This window comes from Soonwooa sp. T0.1_25 (assembly GCF_057652215.1).
The window spans coordinates 181,111-198,575 of sequence record NZ_JBYFBZ010000002.1 but is presented as its reverse complement, the minus strand read 5'-3'; the positions used below and the strand labels follow the sequence as shown (position 1 = coordinate 198,575).

The following is a 17,465-nucleotide window of genomic DNA, read 5'->3' as shown; positions in this document are numbered from 1 at the left end:
ATCTAAATGTATTATGAAAAAAAATACTATAAAAATTTTGACTTTAGGTTTTGCAAGCAGCTTGTTGATCGGGCTTGTTGCTTGTAAGTCGGATCGCGAAGAAGTTGATAACCTAGGAGAACTTCCCGGAAAAACTTTGGAAGATCACTATTCGGTTAGTCGTTATCGTGTTTTGGATATCGATTCAAAATTAGGTTTGAATTCAAAACTTACTTGGAGCATTAGTGCCAAGAAAATAGTTGATAACAAGGAAGTGGTTTATGATTCCATCATTGCTAAAGATGTACCCAAACTCGAGTTTATTTCGCGGTATGCCAAGAATTATGCGTTGACTTTAACTGCCGAAACGAATGGTGTTTCTAAAAAATATACATCCCAAATTATCGTCAATAAGGAATTGAAATCCTATAGTAAATATATTGCTGATGTTTTCGATTATCGACCTGCGGTTGGTCAATTCATTAACGAAATTCCAGAGTATGCCATTGGAGACACTCAAGAGAAAATGATTAAAAAAGCCAAAGAATCTTTGGTTGGTGGTAATTCGACCATGGTGACTTTGGGCGGCTTTGGAGGATATGTGGTTTTTGGTTTTGATCATACCATTCCGAATTACGATGGACGAGATTTCAAAATTCTAGGAAATGCTTTTTGGGGAAATGAAGCAATCGAAGAAAGAGCTGGCTCTTGCGAACCTGGCATTATCATGGTGGCCTACGATCGAAATAAAAATGGAAAACCCGATGAAGATGAGTGGTATGAGATTGCAGGTAGCGAGTATTTTAAAGATACTACTACTAAAAATTACGAAATTACTTACTTCAAACCAGATGAAAATAAAGTGCCCGTTCCTGGCACTGAGTTCTGGCAGACCGACACACAGTATATCAAATGGCAAGATAACCGAGGTGTTTCTGGTTTTAAAACTCGAAATACCTTCCATGCGCAAAGCTATTATCCTTTATGGTTTTCAGAAATGTCTTATTCTTTAAAAGGAACTCGCCTTAAGGATAACTTCTATGATCAAAGCGGCACAGGCACCTATTGGGTTGGTAAATCTTATGCGTATGGTTATGCTGACAACGCACCAAATAATGATGATGCGTCCAATATCGATATCTCTTGGGCGGTTGATAAGTATGGAAACTATGTTAAACTTCCGGGTATCGATTTCGTGAAAGTATATACAGGTATCAATCAAGAAGCTGGTTGGCTAGGCGAAGTTTCGACAGAAGTGGCAGGAGCTTATAACTTACATTTTAAATAAAATTAAAAACAAACAATAAAAATCAGTACTTATGAGAAAGATGTATCTTTTCTTTTTGCTGTTTCTTTTTGCATTTTCTGTTAATGCTCAAGTTACAGTGCAAGGCGTTCCTCGATCGGAGGTCAAAAACATAAGGTCGAAAAAACAATCTAAAAACAGCAATTTTACAATGGACGACGTTGTCTATTGGGTTGGGACTGGATCTAACAAAGCGGTGTTGGCTATTCAATGGAATGATCAAAAAAATCCTGATGCTCTCGTTTGGGGATTCCGTTGGGATGGTAACGCAACTGGCGAAGATATGATAAAAGCCATAGCAAAAGTTGACAAACGTTTTTATACATTGCTTTATCAGGGGACTCAATACGGTTCAGCAATTGGTGGTATTGGCTTTGACCTAGATGGTAAAGGAACAATAGGTTTGTACAAAAACAACAATACAACATATCCGCTTTATCCTTTGGATGGTATTATTAATACGACAGCTTATGATTTTGACGACTACAAAGCTGTTGATGCTAATGATCACTGGCAATCTGGTTGGTACCAAGGCTATTGGTCTTATTGGGTTAAAGATTCGGCGACGGATGATTTTGGATATTCTGGTCTTGGAGCGACGAGTCGTCAGTTGGTAAATGGTTCTTGGGATTTATGGAATTACAATGTCGATATGAATCCTCAAGACATTTCAAGCACTTTCACGCCAGTTTCTGTTTATTCATCACAAGCAGATTTTACCAAAGGATTCTTTATGGTGAACGAAGAATGGTTTGGGCATACCAATGGTTCTGTTAATTTTGTTGGAGACAATGACCAGATTTACTATCGTATCTACAGCGAAAAAAATAATAATCAGGCTTTCGGTGCTACCACACAGTATGGCACTATCTATGGTGACAAGTTTTACTTTATTTCTAAACAACATTCGGACGGAGGAGATGCACAATATATACCAGGTGGAAGATTAGTCGTTGCTAATGCAAAAACAATGGAGAAGATTGCAGGTTTCGATAACATCGGCGGTGGCGATGGTCGTTCTTTCGTTGGTGTTGACCAAAATACAGGTTACATTGCAGCGTCTAATGGTGTTTACCTTTTCGATATTGCAAATATGCAAGTGGGACCTGTCATTACAGGAACTGGTGGTGGAGCCACTTATTCTGGCCAAATAGGAAATATGATTAGAACTTCTAAGTATGTTTTTGTGGTTAAACAAAATGGTGGCGTTTTAATCATCGATCCTAAAACACATACATTAAAAACGACCATTCCAGGATCTTTCCATTCGGTTGCACAAGCTAAAGATGGAAGTGTTTGGGCGATTCAGAATCAAAAGTTAATCAATATTAATCCAACAACTTTTGCAACGACAGAATATGCGATCCCAACAACAAAATATATCGCATCATGGGGCGCTTGGAATGCAGGAAGTTTCACAGCGAGTACACAACAAAATGCTTTATATTGGATTAATTCTAAAAGTGAATGGGCGTCTGGAACTCAGATTGTAAAATTTGATGTAACAACTAAAACTTTTAATGAAAACTTTGCAGCAATCCCAGGACAGACGGGCACTTACAAACAAATTCCTTATGGTGCGGCATTACGAGTTGACCCAGTTTCTGATAAATTAATTCTGAATACTACAGAAAGTGGTTACGGTGCGCATTATCAAAAAAACTGGATTCATACTTATGACACAACGGGCGCATTAATCAAAACACAAACGCTTAACGATTACTATTGGTTCCCTGCAATGACGGTATTCCCAGACGTTTTTGAACCAACTTTAGATAGCAATTTACCAACTAGTTTGACAGTAAATGCTGTTACGACAATTGATCTTAAAAATAAAGTAACAGATCAGGATAATATCGGCGCAAACGTTGTTGTAAGTATTAAATCGATTAGTAAAAACGCAATTATTTCAGCGGAAATTAATGAAAATGATGAGTTGGTTATTACGCCGATTACATCAGGAACTGCGACGTTGATACTTAGCTTTAACTCGAACGGAAAAGTTCTAGATCATACAATGACGATTTCTTCTTCGACCTTAGCGACAGACCACGTTTCTAAAGTTGATCTTCAAATTTTTCCAAATCCAGCGACGGATTTTGTTAGTTTAAAATCTACGGATAAAGTAACAAATGTTGAAGTATTTGACTTATCAGGAAAACGTATAGAATTGCCATTGTTGAATAATCAATTGGATGTAAGAAGTCTTGCAAAAGGTGTTTATGTTCTTAAAATTACAACAGACAAAGCATCTTATCAGAAAAAATTAGTTAAAAACTAATTTGATATTTTTCTTTTAAATAATGAAAGCTGCTCAATATTTGGGCAGCTATTTTAGTTTAATTAAAATAAAACCTAAAACAATCGTTCGTGGAAATCTTCTATTTTCCCGACTTCTTCAATTTTAATCCCAAATTTACGCTTCGGAATTTTGTTAAGGTTGGACACAAATATCTTTTCATAACCTAATTTTTCGGCTTCCGAAATGCGTTGTTCCGCTTGTGGAATCGGACGGATTTCACCGCTCAAACCAATTTCTCCCGCAAAACAATACTTCTCCGAAATCGCAAAATCTTCATTAGATGAAAGGATAGAAGCGATGACCGCCAAATCTAAAGCTGGATCGTCGGTTTTTATTCCGCCTGTGATGTTGAGGAAAACGTCTTTCGCACCCAATTGAAAACCTGCTCTTTTTTCTAAAACTGCTAGAAGCATATTCAACCTTTTGGAATCAAATCCTGTTGAACTACGTTGTGGCGTGCCATAGACTGCAGTGCTCACCAAAGCCTGGATTTCTAATAACATCGGGCGATTGCCTTCCAAAGTCACCGCTACGGCGTTGCCAGAAAGTTCTTCAAATTTTTTGGTGATTAAAATTTCGGACGGGTTTTTAATTTCTTTTAAACCTTGAGAAATCATCTCGTAGATTCCGATTTCGGCGGTGGATCCAAAACGGTTTTTGTTGGCGCGTAACAATCGGAAAAGATGATTTCTGTCGCCATCAAAATTAAGGACAACATCGACCATGTGTTCTAGCACTTTAGGTCCTGCAATTTGTCCATCTTTTGTAATGTGACCAACCAAAAAGACTGGTGTGCTGGTTTCTTTCGCGAATTTTATAATCTCACCAGAACATTCTCTAATCTGAGAAACGGTCCCTGGCGAACTTTCTATCAAACCTGAATGCAGAGTCTGGATTGAGTCGATAATGATGAAATCGGGTTTTAATTTTTTGGCTTCGTATAAGATTTTGTCCACCGACGTTTCTGTAAAAAGATAGCATTCTGGGTTTTGTAAATCGGTTAATCGGTCTGCGCGCATTTTGATTTGCGACGCGCTTTCTTCCCCAGAAACATAGAAAACTTTTTTGCGCATCTTCAAGGCTAATTGTAACAGCAAAGTTGACTTCCCGATGCCTGGTTCGCCACCGATAAGTGTTACTGATCCTAAGACAATGCCTCCACCCAAAACGCGATTAAGCTCTTCGCTGGGCGTTGCAATGCGCGGTTCTTCTTGCGCATTAACTTCGATAATGTTGATAATATGTTGCTTCTTGTCGCCAGAATAGTTTTTGGAAGTCGATGATTTTTCGACAACTTCTTCTACGAGTGTATTCCATTCGCCACAGTTGGTGCATTGTCCTAACCATTTTGGGAATTGCGTGCCACAGTTTTGACAGAAGTAGACGGTTTTTAGTTTTGCCATTCTGCTAATTTCTTGATTTTTTTTGAAAAAGCCATAGCTTTTGAAAACTGATAAATGTTGATGTTTGTTGATTTTAAACTTTTTTGGTTTTTGACTGAGAATTTTTCTATTACTTGTAAAATTAAATTATTATTTCTTATTCTAGCCCCGATGGTAGCGGCATCCTTTGGGGTGAGGTGAGGGGGCGGGGCGGAGCGTAGCGGAGCCATCCGAGCCTCTCACTAAAGATATAGCGGACAGCGGGATTAGCTTCAAATAAAAAAACCGCTGCAAAAAGCAACGGTTTATTATTTTGGTTATGGAAAACCTCTACTTTTTGATGAATTTTTGAGTAGAAGTTTCTTCGCCATTTGTCATCTGGATGATGTAGTTACCAACTGGTAAAGACTGTACTTGGATGTTTTGTCCTTTAGTCTTGCCAGATAATACTGCTTGTCCAGTTGTGTTAATTACTTGATAGCTGATCTCTCCTGATCTTGTTGTTTGGATGTTAAGCACATCTTTAACAGGGTTAGGGAAGATGCTGAAAGCACTATTTTTGTTGATATCCGACACTGCTAAGTTTTGTCCAACTGTTACTGTGTAATCTTCAACTTGTCCATAAGAGAATGTTTCGCAAGCGGTAGGTATCCCATTCCATTTTAGAGATACTCTCATTCTTGTAGGCTTGTCAAGGACAGCTGTGCTAGGAACTGTTATGTTGCCAACAATAGGAGTTGTGCTAGAAGGTGCACTTGTGAAAGCTTTTTCGTTGGCGTCATTAAAGTCTCCATCATTGTTCCAGTCAATAAATACAGCGTAACCTTCGCTATATGGTGTTGATCCCCATTTCGGTGTGATTTTGATTTCGTAAGTTTTTCCAACTTCTAAAGTTGTAGAAACGTCTGTGAAATCTTCGTAACCGGCAGTTCCTGTACTTGTTTTGTCAATCGTGTTAAATTGTACACGGTTGATTTTTTCGTCAGTTGTATTGTTCCCTTGTGATGCACAATAATCTAGTGCGTCAGTTGTTGTTACTTTAGCAATATTACTAGCAGCAGAAATATTTCCGTATCCGTCTAATGCTTTAACTGTAAAGTCGTAAGTCGTAAGTCTTGTTAAGTTTTTAGCATCGTAAGTTAGGGCGGTAGTTGTTCTGCCAATCTCAGTTCCGTCTTTATATATGATGTAGCCTTCCATTGCATTATCATCCGTAGATGCACCCCAAGTTAACTTAGCTGATGTACCTTTGATATTGCTTGCTGCTAAGTTAGTAGGAATAGTTGGTGGCGTAGTATCAGGCGTCGAAAGATATTTAACACCTACACCTACTGCAAAAAATGCATTTTGAACCGCAATCATCTCGGGAGAATTATCTCCATAAAGTACTTTTGCTACTTCGATGGCGTAGTCACGAGTATTTTTATAGTTTGAGTTTGCTGTTAGATATTCACTTTCTAATTTATATACAATTTTTTCAGCTTTTTCCCAGCCGATACCTGTAACATCGTAAGAATTCCCTAAATCGTTAGTGCCAACTTTACCCATAACAAGGATGTAGAACCAATGATTAAGAACGCCACTGTTATAATGCACACCACAGTTATCATTAGTTTGTGAATTAGGAGAGGTACAGCCTTCTTCAACTGTTGCAGGATACCAATGTGTACCTCGGTAAGTGTCAGGTTGTTTATTAAGTCCTGTTTTTGGGGTAATCATCGATCTTAAATAGTTTGGCGATACTTTTACAATATCTTCACCAACTAAGAAAGCTTGTTTTTCTGGCGCATATTTATGTTCGATAATTGCTCCCCATATATCGGAGAAACCTTCGTTAAGTGCGCCTGATTCTCTTTGATATGCTAAATTTGCGGTCTCTTGACAAACACCGTGACCAAGCTCATGGGCAGTTACATCAAATGCTGTAAGAGGTTTGAAGTTACTCGCGCCGTCACCATACACCATTTCAGCGCCAGTCCAGCCCGCATTTTCGTAGTTGCTCCCATAATGAATATAACTACGTAAAGCTGTACCATTATCATCATAACTGTCACGACCAAAGGTATCTTTAAAGTAATCGTAAGTTTTTGCAACACCCCAATGTGCATCCAAAGCTGCATTATCGAATGTTGAATTATCAAATTCTGCAGCCGTCCAGTTATTGTCATTATCAATAAAATCCAATGTCGCAGATACAGTTTGTGATTTTTTAGCATTCTTTGTAATAACACCTCCTCCACGTGAAGAATCTATTAATGCAAATTTGCCACTATTAGTACCAGATGTTAACAAAGATGTGTCAATACTGCGCTCTCCACTATATCGTGTTGCTGCAGTTCCTGCTACGAATAAAGCATCTGGTTTAAAACTTTCTTTAAGAGTGATTGGTTCTGGAGTTGTAACATCTTTTGTTGGGAAATTGTTCATCTTAGCATGCTTCATAATAGCATCATAAGCCAAAACCTTCCCGTCATTAGCATCAATATATACCCAACCTCTACTAATAGGTGCTGCTGCATAAATGTCAAATTTGTAAGCAGAGATAAGTTTGTAATTTCCTTCGCTTACTAAAATCGGAAGTAGCACTTTCTCTCCAACAGGTTTTTTGTAACCAGAGATCTCTGTATAAGAAGCATCTTCCCACATATAAGAAGAAGCGTTTACATATTTTTTAGCTTTTATAAATGCCTGTTCCGCTGAGATTTTTGTCTGAGATTGTACTGCATCAGTTTTGAAAATCTCACCATTCATTGCAGTTAAAGAACCGTTTTTGTAATGAAGATTGTATATGGCATATTCTACTGGTATACCATCAAAATACATTTGATATTTTTCGGTTTTGAATTTTCCTACATTGTCAACTTTTGTTGAAGCAAGCTTCATTGTCGTATTAGAGGAGATGTTAAGATACTGTTCAAAGATATTTTGAGCAGTTAAAGACGATAGATTGTTGCCAGATGCAAAGCTTATTAAGCTAGGTGTACCATTGTCATGTAATATTCTTTTACTTACCTGCGCTTGTGCTGTCAAACTATTTGACAAAAACAAGATTCCTATAAAGCCTAAGCTAAGTAGATTTTTTCTCATTACTAAATTTTAATTGTATGGGATTTAATGTTGCGCCAAATTAATAAAAAATTATGATTAATGTCATTGTTTAATCCTTTTTTTCTAAATTATTTTTTAAGTTTTTGAATTATTTAATGAAAATATTTAATAATTGGTTACTTTAATCTTTGTTTGGTTAATGTTTTTAACTTATTTGATTTTATGTTGAAAAATAATTTCTGTTACAATAAATTATTAATTATTTAATATTTATTAAGGAATTTTATTTTGATTTAATCGTTAAATATGTTTAGATAATCTAAATAAAAACCAAATGAAAAAATTAAAATTTGTATTAATGTTAGTTTTAGGCTTTAATTTTAGCAATGTTTATAGTCAAAGTCTTGGCGGTATCCTAAATGATGCAGTCGATATGGCGAGTAAAGCTGGAGGAAAAGCAGGGACAGCGGGCGATATTACAGAAGAAAATGGAAATGTACATGTAGAAGGTGTGGGACACAAAAAGACTATTTCTCTTACAGGTGGGACACTTTTGATTGAAGGGACAAGTAATGTGATTACTATTAATGGTTTTGCATCCAAAATTGTTGTGGAAGGCGCAGGTAACATTGTTTATGGTGACAAGGTGAATAACGTTTCCATTAGTGGTTCGAGTTCTAAAGTCTATTATAAGACGACTGATAATAAGTCAAAACGTCCTAATGTAAAGGTCTGTGGACCTGGCGCTAGCGTTATCAAACTATAAAGAAAATATTAAAAAAAATGCCTTTCAAATATTTGAAAGGCGTTTTTTTATGATTAAATGAGATTATTTCTTTTTAGGGATATTTTGTAAAACCTCTTGTAGATATTTCCAGAATTTCTGAACTGAAGAAATGCTCGCTCTTTCGTCTGGAGAGTGTGCACCTTTGATGGTTGGCCCAAAACTTACCATTTCCATCTTAGGATAATTGGTACCGATAATACCGCATTCTAAACCTGCATGACAAGCAACAACCATTGGTTTTGCACCGAAATCCTTTTCGTAAAGATCAGTCATTATTTGGATAATTTCTGCACCAGGATTTGGTTTCCAACCTGGGTAACTTCCTGTTAATTCGGTTTTGATCCCGTTGCTTTCAAACGAAGAAATCAGTTGTTGCGCAACTTCGGTTTTAGTAGAATCAACCGAAGATCGTGTTAAGTTTAAAATCTTAACAGCGCCATCTTTAACCTCAACGCGCGCCACATTATTAGATGCTTCTACAAGACCTTCAACATCTGGACTCATTCGGAAAACACCATTATGAGCAGCATTTATTGAATAAATCACTTTTTTTGAATCTTCAAAACTTAGAGCTTTTTCGCTCGTAGATGATTTTTCAATCGTGATATCAATATCTTTTTCAATCGTAGCAAATTCTTCAAGAATACTTGCTTTAAGATCGGAAGTTACTTTTTCAAAATCTGCAGCATTAGTAACAGAAACGATAGCTTTTGCTTCTCTTGGGATTGCATTTCTAAGTCCACCGCCATCGATATTGATAATTTGAATGTCATTATTTAAACCTTCAAATAAAAATCTGCCAAGGATTTTGTTAGCGTTTCCAAAACCTTTGTGGATGTCCATCCCAGAATGTCCACCTTGCAATCCTTTAATCTGAATTGTATACACATCAGCTTTTACATCAACAGTCCCGAAGGTCGCCGTCGCCGTCACATCGACACCACCAGCACAACCGATGTCGATCTCGTCATCTTCTTCGGTGTCAAGATTTAATAAAATATCGCCGTGCAAAAGTCCACCTTTAAGACCTAAAGCCCCCGTCATACCAGTTTCTTCATCGATCGTGAAAAGCGCTTCCAATGCAGGATGTGGGATGTCATTACTTTCCAAAATAGTCATAATAGTCGCTACACCTAGTCCATTGTCAGCACCTAAAGTTGTACCTTTTGCTTTTACCCAATCGCCATCAACATACATTTGGATACCTTGCGTGTCAAAGTCAAAATCGACATCGCTGTTTTTTTGACAAACCATGTCAAGGTGCGATTGCATAACGATTGGCTGACGATTTTCCATACCAGCAGTTGCAGGTTTACGAATGATAACGTTACCAACTTCGTCTACCAACGTTTCTAAGCCTAAGTCTTCACCAAATTTTTTGATGAATGCAATAACTCGTTCTTCTTTTTTCGAAGGACGTGGCACAGCATTTAGCAACGCAAAATTCTTCCAAATATTTTTAGGTTCTAATTGTGAATATTCCATATTGTATTAAGTCTTAATTAATTACTGCAAGTTACTAATAATTGGCGCTTTTTGGAAATTTTTAAGCTTTAAATGTTCTTAAATTAATGATTATTTGCTTAAGGAATTCGTAATTTTATGGGTTCAATATTTAATAACATGATTCGATTATTTCGACAAATAATTTCCTTTATTCGGTTTGATGCAACGCGAGCCGAAAAAATCTATTTGATTAAATGTGTTCTTGGTGCATTAATTTGTTATTCGTTTTATTTCTTATTACCACAGTATCCTTTGTATTGGGCGGTTGTGTCGACGGTTTTGGTTTTTAGTCCAGAAAATAATAACCAATTGGCGTTTGATAGGATTAAGTGTAATCTTCTCGGTGGCGCAATCGGATTACTATTATATTTTGTGCCTTTCCCGAACATGATTTTATTAGGAATGGGCATTGCTTTAACCATTGTGATTGGTCTTGCTTTACGATTTGATAAAACCATACGTACCGCTTTGGCAGCGGTCGTTATTGTGCTGGTGGAAGAGAGTAGTAGTCGCGATTGGCTGGTGGCTATCGAAAGAATTGTCTGCGTGATAATCGGTTGTACTGTCGCATTGGTGATTACTTTTTTGTTTTCGAATGCTAAAAAAATGATGGATTAAATTTTAAGTTTAAAAATAAATCAATAAAAAAAGCCTTTTGTAGTGAGAAGGCTTTTGTTTTATTATTCTTTTTCGGTTAATCGTTTGTCGGGAATATTCCACATTAGTGCTACAATATAGTAGAAAACTAAAGCAATGTGAGGCTCGAAAAACAAAACCGCAATGCCTAAAAGATAAATTGCAATGGACAGTTTTTCTTTGGTTCCGCCACCGATTGCTTTTGCAAAATCGGAATTATTACCTTCGTTTTTTGCATATATAAAAATTAGAGATTTTTGTTTTAAAAATTTTTCTTAAAGTATGGCATTTTATATTAAACAAAAATCCCGTTCCAAATTTTAGAACGGGATTTTGATATTTTAAAAACTAAGAAATCTTAGTATCTGTAATATTCTGGTTTGAAAGGTCCTTCTACTGGAACACCAATGTAATCAGCTTGCGCAGGAGAAAGAGTTTCTAGCTCAACGCTTAATTTCTTAAGGTGTAAAGCTGCTACTTTTTCATCTAAATGTTTAGGTAACATATAAACTTCGTTTCCGTAAGCAGCAGAGTTTGTCCACAATTCAATCTGAGCCAAAGTTTGGTTCGAGAACGAGTTTGACATTACGAAAGAAGGGTGACCAGTCGCACAACCTAAGTTTACTAAACGACCTTCAGCCAAGATGATGATTTCTTTACCATCAACGTTGTAGATGTCTACTTGAGGCTTAACTTCAGTTTTTGTTGAACCGTAGTTTGATTTTAACCAAGCCATATCGATTTCGTTATCGAAGTGACCGATGTTACAAACGATGGTTTTATCTTTCATTTTTTTGAAGTGTTCCGCTCTTACGATGTTGAAGTTACCAGTAGTTGTGATTACGATATCCGCATTATCAACAACAGTATCCAATCTTTTAACTTCGTAACCGTCCATTGCAGCTTGAAGCGCACAAATCGGGTCGATTTCTGTAACCGTAACGATAGAACCAGCTCCTCTGAAAGATGCTGCAGTACCTTTACCAACGTCTCCATAACCACAAACAACCACTCTTTTACCAGCTAACATCACGTCAGTTGCTCTTCTTACCGCATCAACAGCAGATTCTTTACAACCGTATTTGTTATCGAATTTAGACTTAGTAACTGAATCATTAACGTTGATTGCAGGCATTACCAAAGTTCCGTTTTTCATTCTTTCATACAATCTGTGAACACCTGTTGTTGTTTCTTCAGAAAGTCCTTTGATGTCTTTTGTTAATTCTGGATATTTATCAAAAACCATGTTTGTTAAATCTCCACCATCATCCAAAATCATGTTTAATGGTTTTCTATCTTCACCGAAGAATAAAGTTTGCTCAATACACCAATCGAATTCCTCTTCGTTAAGACCTTTCCAAGCGTAAACTTGAATTCCAGCAGCAGCAATTGCAGCAGCAGCATGGTCCTGAGTTGAGAAGATATTACAAGAAGACCAAGTAACTTCTGCACCAAGAGCTACCAAAGTTTCGATAAGAACAGCAGTTTGGATTGTCATGTGAAGACATCCTGCAATTCGAGCACCTTTTAATGGTTGAGATGGTCCGTATTCTTCACGAATCGCCATCAAACCAGGCATTTCAGCTTCAGCCAAAGTGATTTCTTTTCTTCCCCATTCAGCTAGAGAAATATCCTTTACTTTGTAAGGAACGTATTGTGTTGTTGTGTCCATATATGGATTTTATTTTTTTAAGTAAAATTTCGATGCAAAAATACGATTAAAAATTTAGATAATAAAAAAAAGCGGAAACGCTTTCAAGCGTAGAAGTTTTTCTTTGCTAATCGACGTTTCGCGCTAGTTCATCCCGAAAGATGAGGTGAGAGAAATGTGTATCGTTTACTTCCAGCCGCCACCTAGACTTTTGTAAATGTCGATGACAGTGTTCAGTTGTTTTTCTTTGGCTTCGATCAATTCCATTTTGGCATCGAGTGCATCTCTTTGATTCATTAAAACTTCCAAATAATCCGCTCTCATATTTTTGAAAAGTTGATTCGCAATATCATTAGATTGGTCTAAGGCTTGCGCTTGTTGCTTTTTCAAAATATAATATTGGTCAATGTTTTTAATTTTTGACATTTGGTTGGCAACATCTAGATAAGCGCTCAAAATCGTTTTATCATATTCGTACAAAGCCTGAATTTGTTTAGCGTCTGCCGTTTTAAAGTTGGCTTGTATTGCCGATTTGTTGATGAGTGGACCAGCCAGTTCGCCAGCAAGACTGTAAGCAATAGATTCTGGAAGTTTCACCAAATATGAAGGTTTAAAAGCTTCTAAACCCAAAGTCGCAGAAATGCTTAAACTTGGATAAAACTCTTTACGAGCCGCTTCAACGTCAAGTTTTGCCGCTTCTAGCTCTAGTTCTGCTTGTTTGATGTCGGGACGATTCGCCAACAATTGCGACGGAACGCCAGTGTAAATACTCTGCGGAACGATGTTCATAAAGCTTTCCTTATTTCTAAGAATCGGTTGCGGGTAACGTCCCAAAAGCGCATTGATTTGGTTTTCCTTTTCGGTGATTTGTTGTTTTAAATCATATTCTGTTGCGCTAGATTTTGCCAATTCAGCTTCGAATTTCTTCACCGCTAATTCAGTTGCTGCCATCGCTTGTTTTTGGATTTTGGAAATTTCTAAAGCTTTTTTCTGAATTTCCATGTATTGATGAATCATGTCCAGTTGGTTGTCCAGAGACAGTAATTCGTAATAGCTTTCCGCCACTTCCGAAATCAAGCTTGATAACACAAAATTTTTGCCTTCAACCGTTGATAGATAATGCGCAACAGCTGCTTTTTTTTCGGTTCTGAGTTTATGCCAAATATCGATTTCCCAATCAGCTCTTAGTCCAGCTTCAAAATTCATTAAATTTTCTGGAACTTCTTTTCCGTCAGTAATATCGGTAGAAGCATCGCCAGCACCTGTTGAGGTGTACCGGCCAACTTTCTCTACACCAGCACCAACACCAGCGGAAACTGTAGGTTTCAATTTCCCATTTTTGTAGAGAACATCAGATTTTGCAATTTCAATTTGTTGAAGCGTAATCATTAATTCTTGATTATTTTTTAAAGCTTCTTCTATTAAACTCACCAAATTTGGATCTGTAAAAAACTGTTTCCAAGGCGTTATCCCCGAATTGTTTTCGACACTTTCGCTATTTTTATCACCTCCAAAAGTCGTCGGCAAAGTCTCTTTGACACGATCTTGAAGTTTGGTTGCCATTGGCGCTTTACAACTTGCAAGAAGTAGCGCTGCCCCGAGGCTTAAGGCTATTTTATTTTTTATTATGTTCTGCATATTTTTCATCATGTTTGTAAGGTTCGGTTTGCTCTGTCAACGGATTCTCTTCTTCGTAGTAAGATAATTTCGTTTTCTCAGATATTAATCCAAAAATGTAATATAATCCAGGAATTATTATTAAACCGAAAACTGTCCCAATCAACATACCACCTGCAGCGGCTGTACCAATAGTTCGGTTACCAACAGCACCTGGACCAGTCGCCATCACCAACGGGATAAGACCTGCGATAAAGGCGAAAGACGTCATCAAAATTGGTCTAAAACGTATTGTTGCACCTTCAATTGCGGCTTTGGCTACAGGAATATTTTCTTCGGCTTTTTTCTGGACTGCAAATTCTACAATCAAAACGGCATTTTTACCGAGAAGACCTATGAGCATAACCATCGCTACTTGTGCGTAAATATTATTTTCTAAACCTAAAAGTTTTAAACATAAAAAGGCTCCAAAAATTCCTGTTGGTAAGGATAAAATAACAGGCAACGGCAAGATGAAACTTTCGTATTGCGCTGATAAAATGAGATACACGAACCCAAGACAAATTAAGAAGATGTATATCGCTTCGTTTCCTCTAGAAACTTCATCTTTAGAAATCCCAGCCCAATCGATTCCGAAACCACGAGGAAGTGTTTTGTCTGCCACTTCTTGGATCGCTGCAATCGCTTGTCCAGAACTGTATCCTGGTGCAGGCGTTCCACTTACTTCCGCGGCGTTGTACATATTGTGACGTGTAATCTCGGACAAACCATATACTTTTTCTAAATGCATAAAGTCAGAATAAGGTACCATTTGATCTTTATCATTTTTAACATAGAGTTTCAAAATGTCAGATGGTAATGCACGGTATTGTGGTCCAGCTTGTACAATAACTTTGTATGGTCTATCAAATCGGATAAAACTCGTTTCGTAATTCGAACCAATTAAGGTTGAAAGATTGTCCATTGCCTTCTCAATAGAAACGCCTTTTTGTTCTGCTAAATCATTATCAATTTTTAGCATATATTGTGGGAAACTCGCCGAATAGAAGGTGAAAGCAGAACCTAGCTCTGGACGTTTTTGTAATTCTTTGACAAAGTCTTTACTAACTTGTTCCATCTTTTGATAATCGCCACTTCCAGCTTTATCCAAAAGTCTTAATTCGAAACCACCAGCTGCACCATAACCCGGAATTGAAGGCGGTTGGAAGAATTCGATATTAGCACCAGGAATTTCTTTCGCTTTTTGTTCGAGTTGTTCGATAATTTCGGCAGCAGATTCTTTACGCTCGTCCCAAGGTTTTAAATTAATTAAACAAGTTCCGGAGTTAGCGCCAGTACCTTCCGTTAAGATTTCGTAACCTGCCAAAGAAGAAACCGATTGTACGCCGTCGATGCCTTCAGATGCTTTTTGCAGTTGTAATGCAATTTGGTTGGTACGTTCCAAAGTTGATCCAGGAGGCGTTTGTACAATGGCGTAGATCATCCCTTGGTCTTCCGTTGGTACAAATCCTGACGGCAAACTATTACTTAAAAAATAAGTTCCTAAACAGAATAATAATAAAACTGGAAGTGTAAAGAATTTTCTTGTAACTGTTTTATTTAATAAACCTTCGTATTTGTTTTGACCTTTATTGAAAAGACTATTAAACTTATCTAAGAAACTATTAATAGGTGTTTTCTTTCTTGTCTGTCCGTGATTATTTTTAAGAATTAAAGCACATAAAGCTGGTGTTAAAGTCAAGGCTACCGTACCAGAAAGGATAATTGCAGATACCATTGTAATCGAAAACTGACGGTAAAAAATCCCTACAGGTCCACTCATAAAAGCAACTGGAATAAACACCGATGCCATAACTAAAGTAATTGCGATAATGGCGCCGCTAATCTCGTGCATTGCTTCTTCTGTGGCTTTAAGAGGCGAAAGTCCTTTTTCTTCCATCTTGGCGTGGACGGCTTCTATGACGACAATCGCATCATCGACGACGACCCCAATCGCCATAACGAGCGCAAAGAGCGAAATCATATTTAATGTAATGCCGAAAGCTGACATCACTGCAAATGTCCCAACCAATGAAACAGGAACTGCAATGGTAGGAATTAAAGTCGAACGCCAATCGCCCAAAAATAAAAACACAACAATCGCCACCAAAATGAAAGCTTCAAAAAGTGTATGTACCACTTTTTCGATTGAGGCATCTAAGAATCTCGAAACATCATAACTTAACTCATAATGCATACCTTTTGGGAAGTTGTGCTTCTGTAAATCTTCCATTAAGGTTTTTACATTTTTGATTACTTCCGAAGCGTTGGATCCATAAGATTGTTTTACGGTAATCGCAGCTGACGGTTTACCATTAAGGGTAGAGTAGATGTCGTACATCGAACTTCCGAACTCGATATCAGCAATGTCTTTTAATCTTACAAATTCGCCGTTTGATGATGATTTCAGAATGATGTTACCGTAATCTTTTTCGTTGCTATATCGTCCTGGATATTTTAGAATATATTCAAAAGATTGAGATCGTTTACCAGAACTTTCTCCCGTTTTACCAGGTGAAGCTTCGATACTTTGCTCGTCTAAAGCTTGCATAACTTCATCTGCTGAGATGTTGTAAGCTGTCATCCTGTCAGGTTTTAACCAAACACGCATGGCATATTCTCTCGTCCCAAGGATATCGACATCTCCAACACCTTTTATCCTTTTTAATTCAGATAAAATATTGATATCAGCATAGTTGAATAAGAATTTTTGATTGGACTTCGGGTCGTCACTGTACAAGTTGATGTACATTAACATATTGGGTTCTTCACGTGTGATTTTCACCCCTTCTCTTACAACTAGAGGTGGTAATTTGTTAATAGCAGAAGAAATATGGTTTTGTACGTTAACTGCCGCAACGTTAGGATCAGTCCCAAGGTCGAAGACTACTTGGATAGAGGCTTCGCCATCGTTACCTGCATCGGACGCCATGTACTTCATCCCTGGAACACCATTAATAGAACGTTCTAACGGTATTATAACCGATTTAATTAATAATTCGTTGTTGGCGCCAGGATAGGAAGCGGAAATATTAACTTTGGGAGGTGAAATCGCTGGAAACTGTGTTACGGGTAATTTCATCAAGGATAAAGTCCCCATAAAGACGATAATCAAAGAGATGACTATCGACAGAACTGGTCTGCGTATGAATTTCTTAAACATTTTTAAATAGAAATTTAGATTTGAAATTCGACTGAACTTTTCACTTTAA

At 37.3% G+C, this 17,465-nt stretch carries 11 protein-coding genes; 4 read left to right on the top strand and 7 right to left on the bottom strand.

Annotated elements, in window-relative coordinates:
- The first annotated feature begins 13 nt into the window (after nucleotides 1-13).
- Together AC23MB_RS04025 and AC23MB_RS04020 are read left to right on the top strand one after the other, a co-directional pair.
- Entirely contained in the window at nucleotides 14-1,267 is a 1,254-nt protein-coding gene (locus AC23MB_RS04025) for a cell surface protein (protein ID WP_487786578.1), read from the top strand.
- A 31-nt stretch (nucleotides 1,268-1,298) separates the two neighbouring features.
- Nucleotides 1,299-3,566 carry a T9SS type A sorting domain-containing protein gene (locus tag AC23MB_RS04020; RefSeq protein ID WP_487786577.1) on the top strand — a complete coding sequence of 756 codons (2,268 nt, stop codon included), beginning with the start codon at nucleotides 1,299-1,301 and terminating at the stop codon, nucleotides 3,564-3,566.
- 74 nt (nucleotides 3,567-3,640) lie between these two features.
- Here the strand turns inward: AC23MB_RS04020 and radA are convergent, their stop codons facing one another.
- The 3 genes from radA to AC23MB_RS04005 form a co-directional block, all read right to left on the bottom strand.
- Entirely contained in the window at nucleotides 3,641-4,990 is a 1,350-nt protein-coding gene (gene radA, locus AC23MB_RS04015) for a DNA repair protein RadA (RefSeq protein WP_487786576.1), read from the bottom strand.
- Nucleotides 4,978-5,199 (bottom strand): hypothetical protein, encoded by a 222-nt coding sequence (locus AC23MB_RS04010; RefSeq protein WP_374329237.1) that lies wholly within the window; start codon nucleotides 5,197-5,199, stop codon nucleotides 4,978-4,980. The genes radA and AC23MB_RS04010 overlap by 13 nt, the downstream gene beginning before the upstream one ends.
- 100 nt (nucleotides 5,200-5,299) lie before the next feature.
- Nucleotides 5,300-8,056 carry a M4 family metallopeptidase gene (locus tag AC23MB_RS04005; protein ID WP_374329238.1) on the bottom strand — a complete coding sequence of 919 codons (2,757 nt, stop codon included), beginning with the start codon at nucleotides 8,054-8,056 and terminating at the stop codon, nucleotides 5,300-5,302.
- A gap of 295 nt (nucleotides 8,057-8,351) precedes the next feature.
- On the opposite strand from AC23MB_RS04005, the gene AC23MB_RS04000 reads away from it, so the two are divergent.
- Nucleotides 8,352-8,783, top strand: a complete 432-nt coding sequence (locus AC23MB_RS04000; RefSeq protein WP_487786575.1) for a DUF3060 domain-containing protein — start codon at nucleotides 8,352-8,354, stop codon at nucleotides 8,781-8,783.
- A gap of 63 nt (nucleotides 8,784-8,846) precedes the next feature.
- Here the strand turns inward: AC23MB_RS04000 and AC23MB_RS03995 are convergent, their stop codons facing one another.
- On the bottom strand, nucleotides 8,847-10,289 hold the full coding sequence (locus AC23MB_RS03995; protein ID WP_487786574.1) for an aminoacyl-histidine dipeptidase: 1,443 nt from the start codon (nucleotides 10,287-10,289) through the stop codon (nucleotides 8,847-8,849).
- 138 nt (nucleotides 10,290-10,427) lie between these two features.
- On the opposite strand from AC23MB_RS03995, the gene AC23MB_RS03990 reads away from it, so the two are divergent.
- Nucleotides 10,428-10,928, top strand: a complete 501-nt coding sequence (locus AC23MB_RS03990) for an FUSC family protein (protein ID WP_312321523.1) — start codon at nucleotides 10,428-10,430, stop codon at nucleotides 10,926-10,928.
- Between the two features lie 376 nt (nucleotides 10,929-11,304).
- Here AC23MB_RS03990 and ahcY read toward each other — a convergent pair whose 3' ends face one another.
- The 3 genes from ahcY to AC23MB_RS03975 form a co-directional block, all read right to left on the bottom strand.
- On the bottom strand, nucleotides 11,305-12,618 hold the full coding sequence (ahcY, locus tag AC23MB_RS03985) for an adenosylhomocysteinase (RefSeq protein WP_313028019.1): 1,314 nt from the start codon (nucleotides 12,616-12,618) through the stop codon (nucleotides 11,305-11,307).
- Nucleotides 12,619-12,783: 165 nt separating this feature from the next.
- On the bottom strand, nucleotides 12,784-14,235 hold the full coding sequence (locus tag AC23MB_RS03980; protein WP_487786573.1) for a TolC family protein: 1,452 nt from the start codon (nucleotides 14,233-14,235) through the stop codon (nucleotides 12,784-12,786).
- Complete coding sequence (locus AC23MB_RS03975; RefSeq protein WP_487786572.1) at nucleotides 14,213-17,416, bottom strand: efflux RND transporter permease subunit; 3,204 nt, start codon at nucleotides 17,414-17,416, stop codon at nucleotides 14,213-14,215. The genes AC23MB_RS03980 and AC23MB_RS03975 overlap by 23 nt, the downstream gene beginning before the upstream one ends.
- Nucleotides 17,417-17,465 lie beyond the last annotated feature (49 nt).

What these genes read in the sequence shown, in the direction of transcription:
- AC23MB_RS04005 (WP_374329238.1), bottom strand. Translation starts at nt 8,056, where the DNA reads ATGAGAAAAAATCTACTTAGCTTAGGCTTTATAGGAATCTTGTTTTTG.
- radA (WP_487786576.1), bottom strand. Translation starts at nt 4,990, where the DNA reads ATGGCAAAACTAAAAACCGTCTACTTCTGTCAAAACTGTGGCACGCAA.
- AC23MB_RS04025 (WP_487786578.1), top strand. Translation starts at nt 14, where the DNA reads ATGAAAAAAAATACTATAAAAATTTTGACTTTAGGTTTTGCAAGCAGC.
- AC23MB_RS04000 (WP_487786575.1), top strand. Translation starts at nt 8,352, where the DNA reads ATGAAAAAATTAAAATTTGTATTAATGTTAGTTTTAGGCTTTAATTTT.
- AC23MB_RS03975 (WP_487786572.1), bottom strand. Translation starts at nt 17,416, where the DNA reads ATGTTTAAGAAATTCATACGCAGACCAGTTCTGTCGATAGTCATCTCT.
- AC23MB_RS04020 (WP_487786577.1), top strand. Translation starts at nt 1,299, where the DNA reads ATGAGAAAGATGTATCTTTTCTTTTTGCTGTTTCTTTTTGCATTTTCT.
- AC23MB_RS03980 (WP_487786573.1), bottom strand. Translation starts at nt 14,235, where the DNA reads ATGCAGAACATAATAAAAAATAAAATAGCCTTAAGCCTCGGGGCAGCG.
- ahcY (WP_313028019.1), bottom strand. Translation starts at nt 12,618, where the DNA reads ATGGACACAACAACACAATACGTTCCTTACAAAGTAAAGGATATTTCT.
- AC23MB_RS04010 (WP_374329237.1), bottom strand. Translation starts at nt 5,199, where the DNA reads ATGGCTCCGCTACGCTCCGCCCCGCCCCCTCACCTCACCCCAAAGGAT.
- AC23MB_RS03995 (WP_487786574.1), bottom strand. Translation starts at nt 10,289, where the DNA reads ATGGAATATTCACAATTAGAACCTAAAAATATTTGGAAGAATTTTGCG.
- AC23MB_RS03990 (WP_312321523.1), top strand. Translation starts at nt 10,428, where the DNA reads ATGATTCGATTATTTCGACAAATAATTTCCTTTATTCGGTTTGATGCA.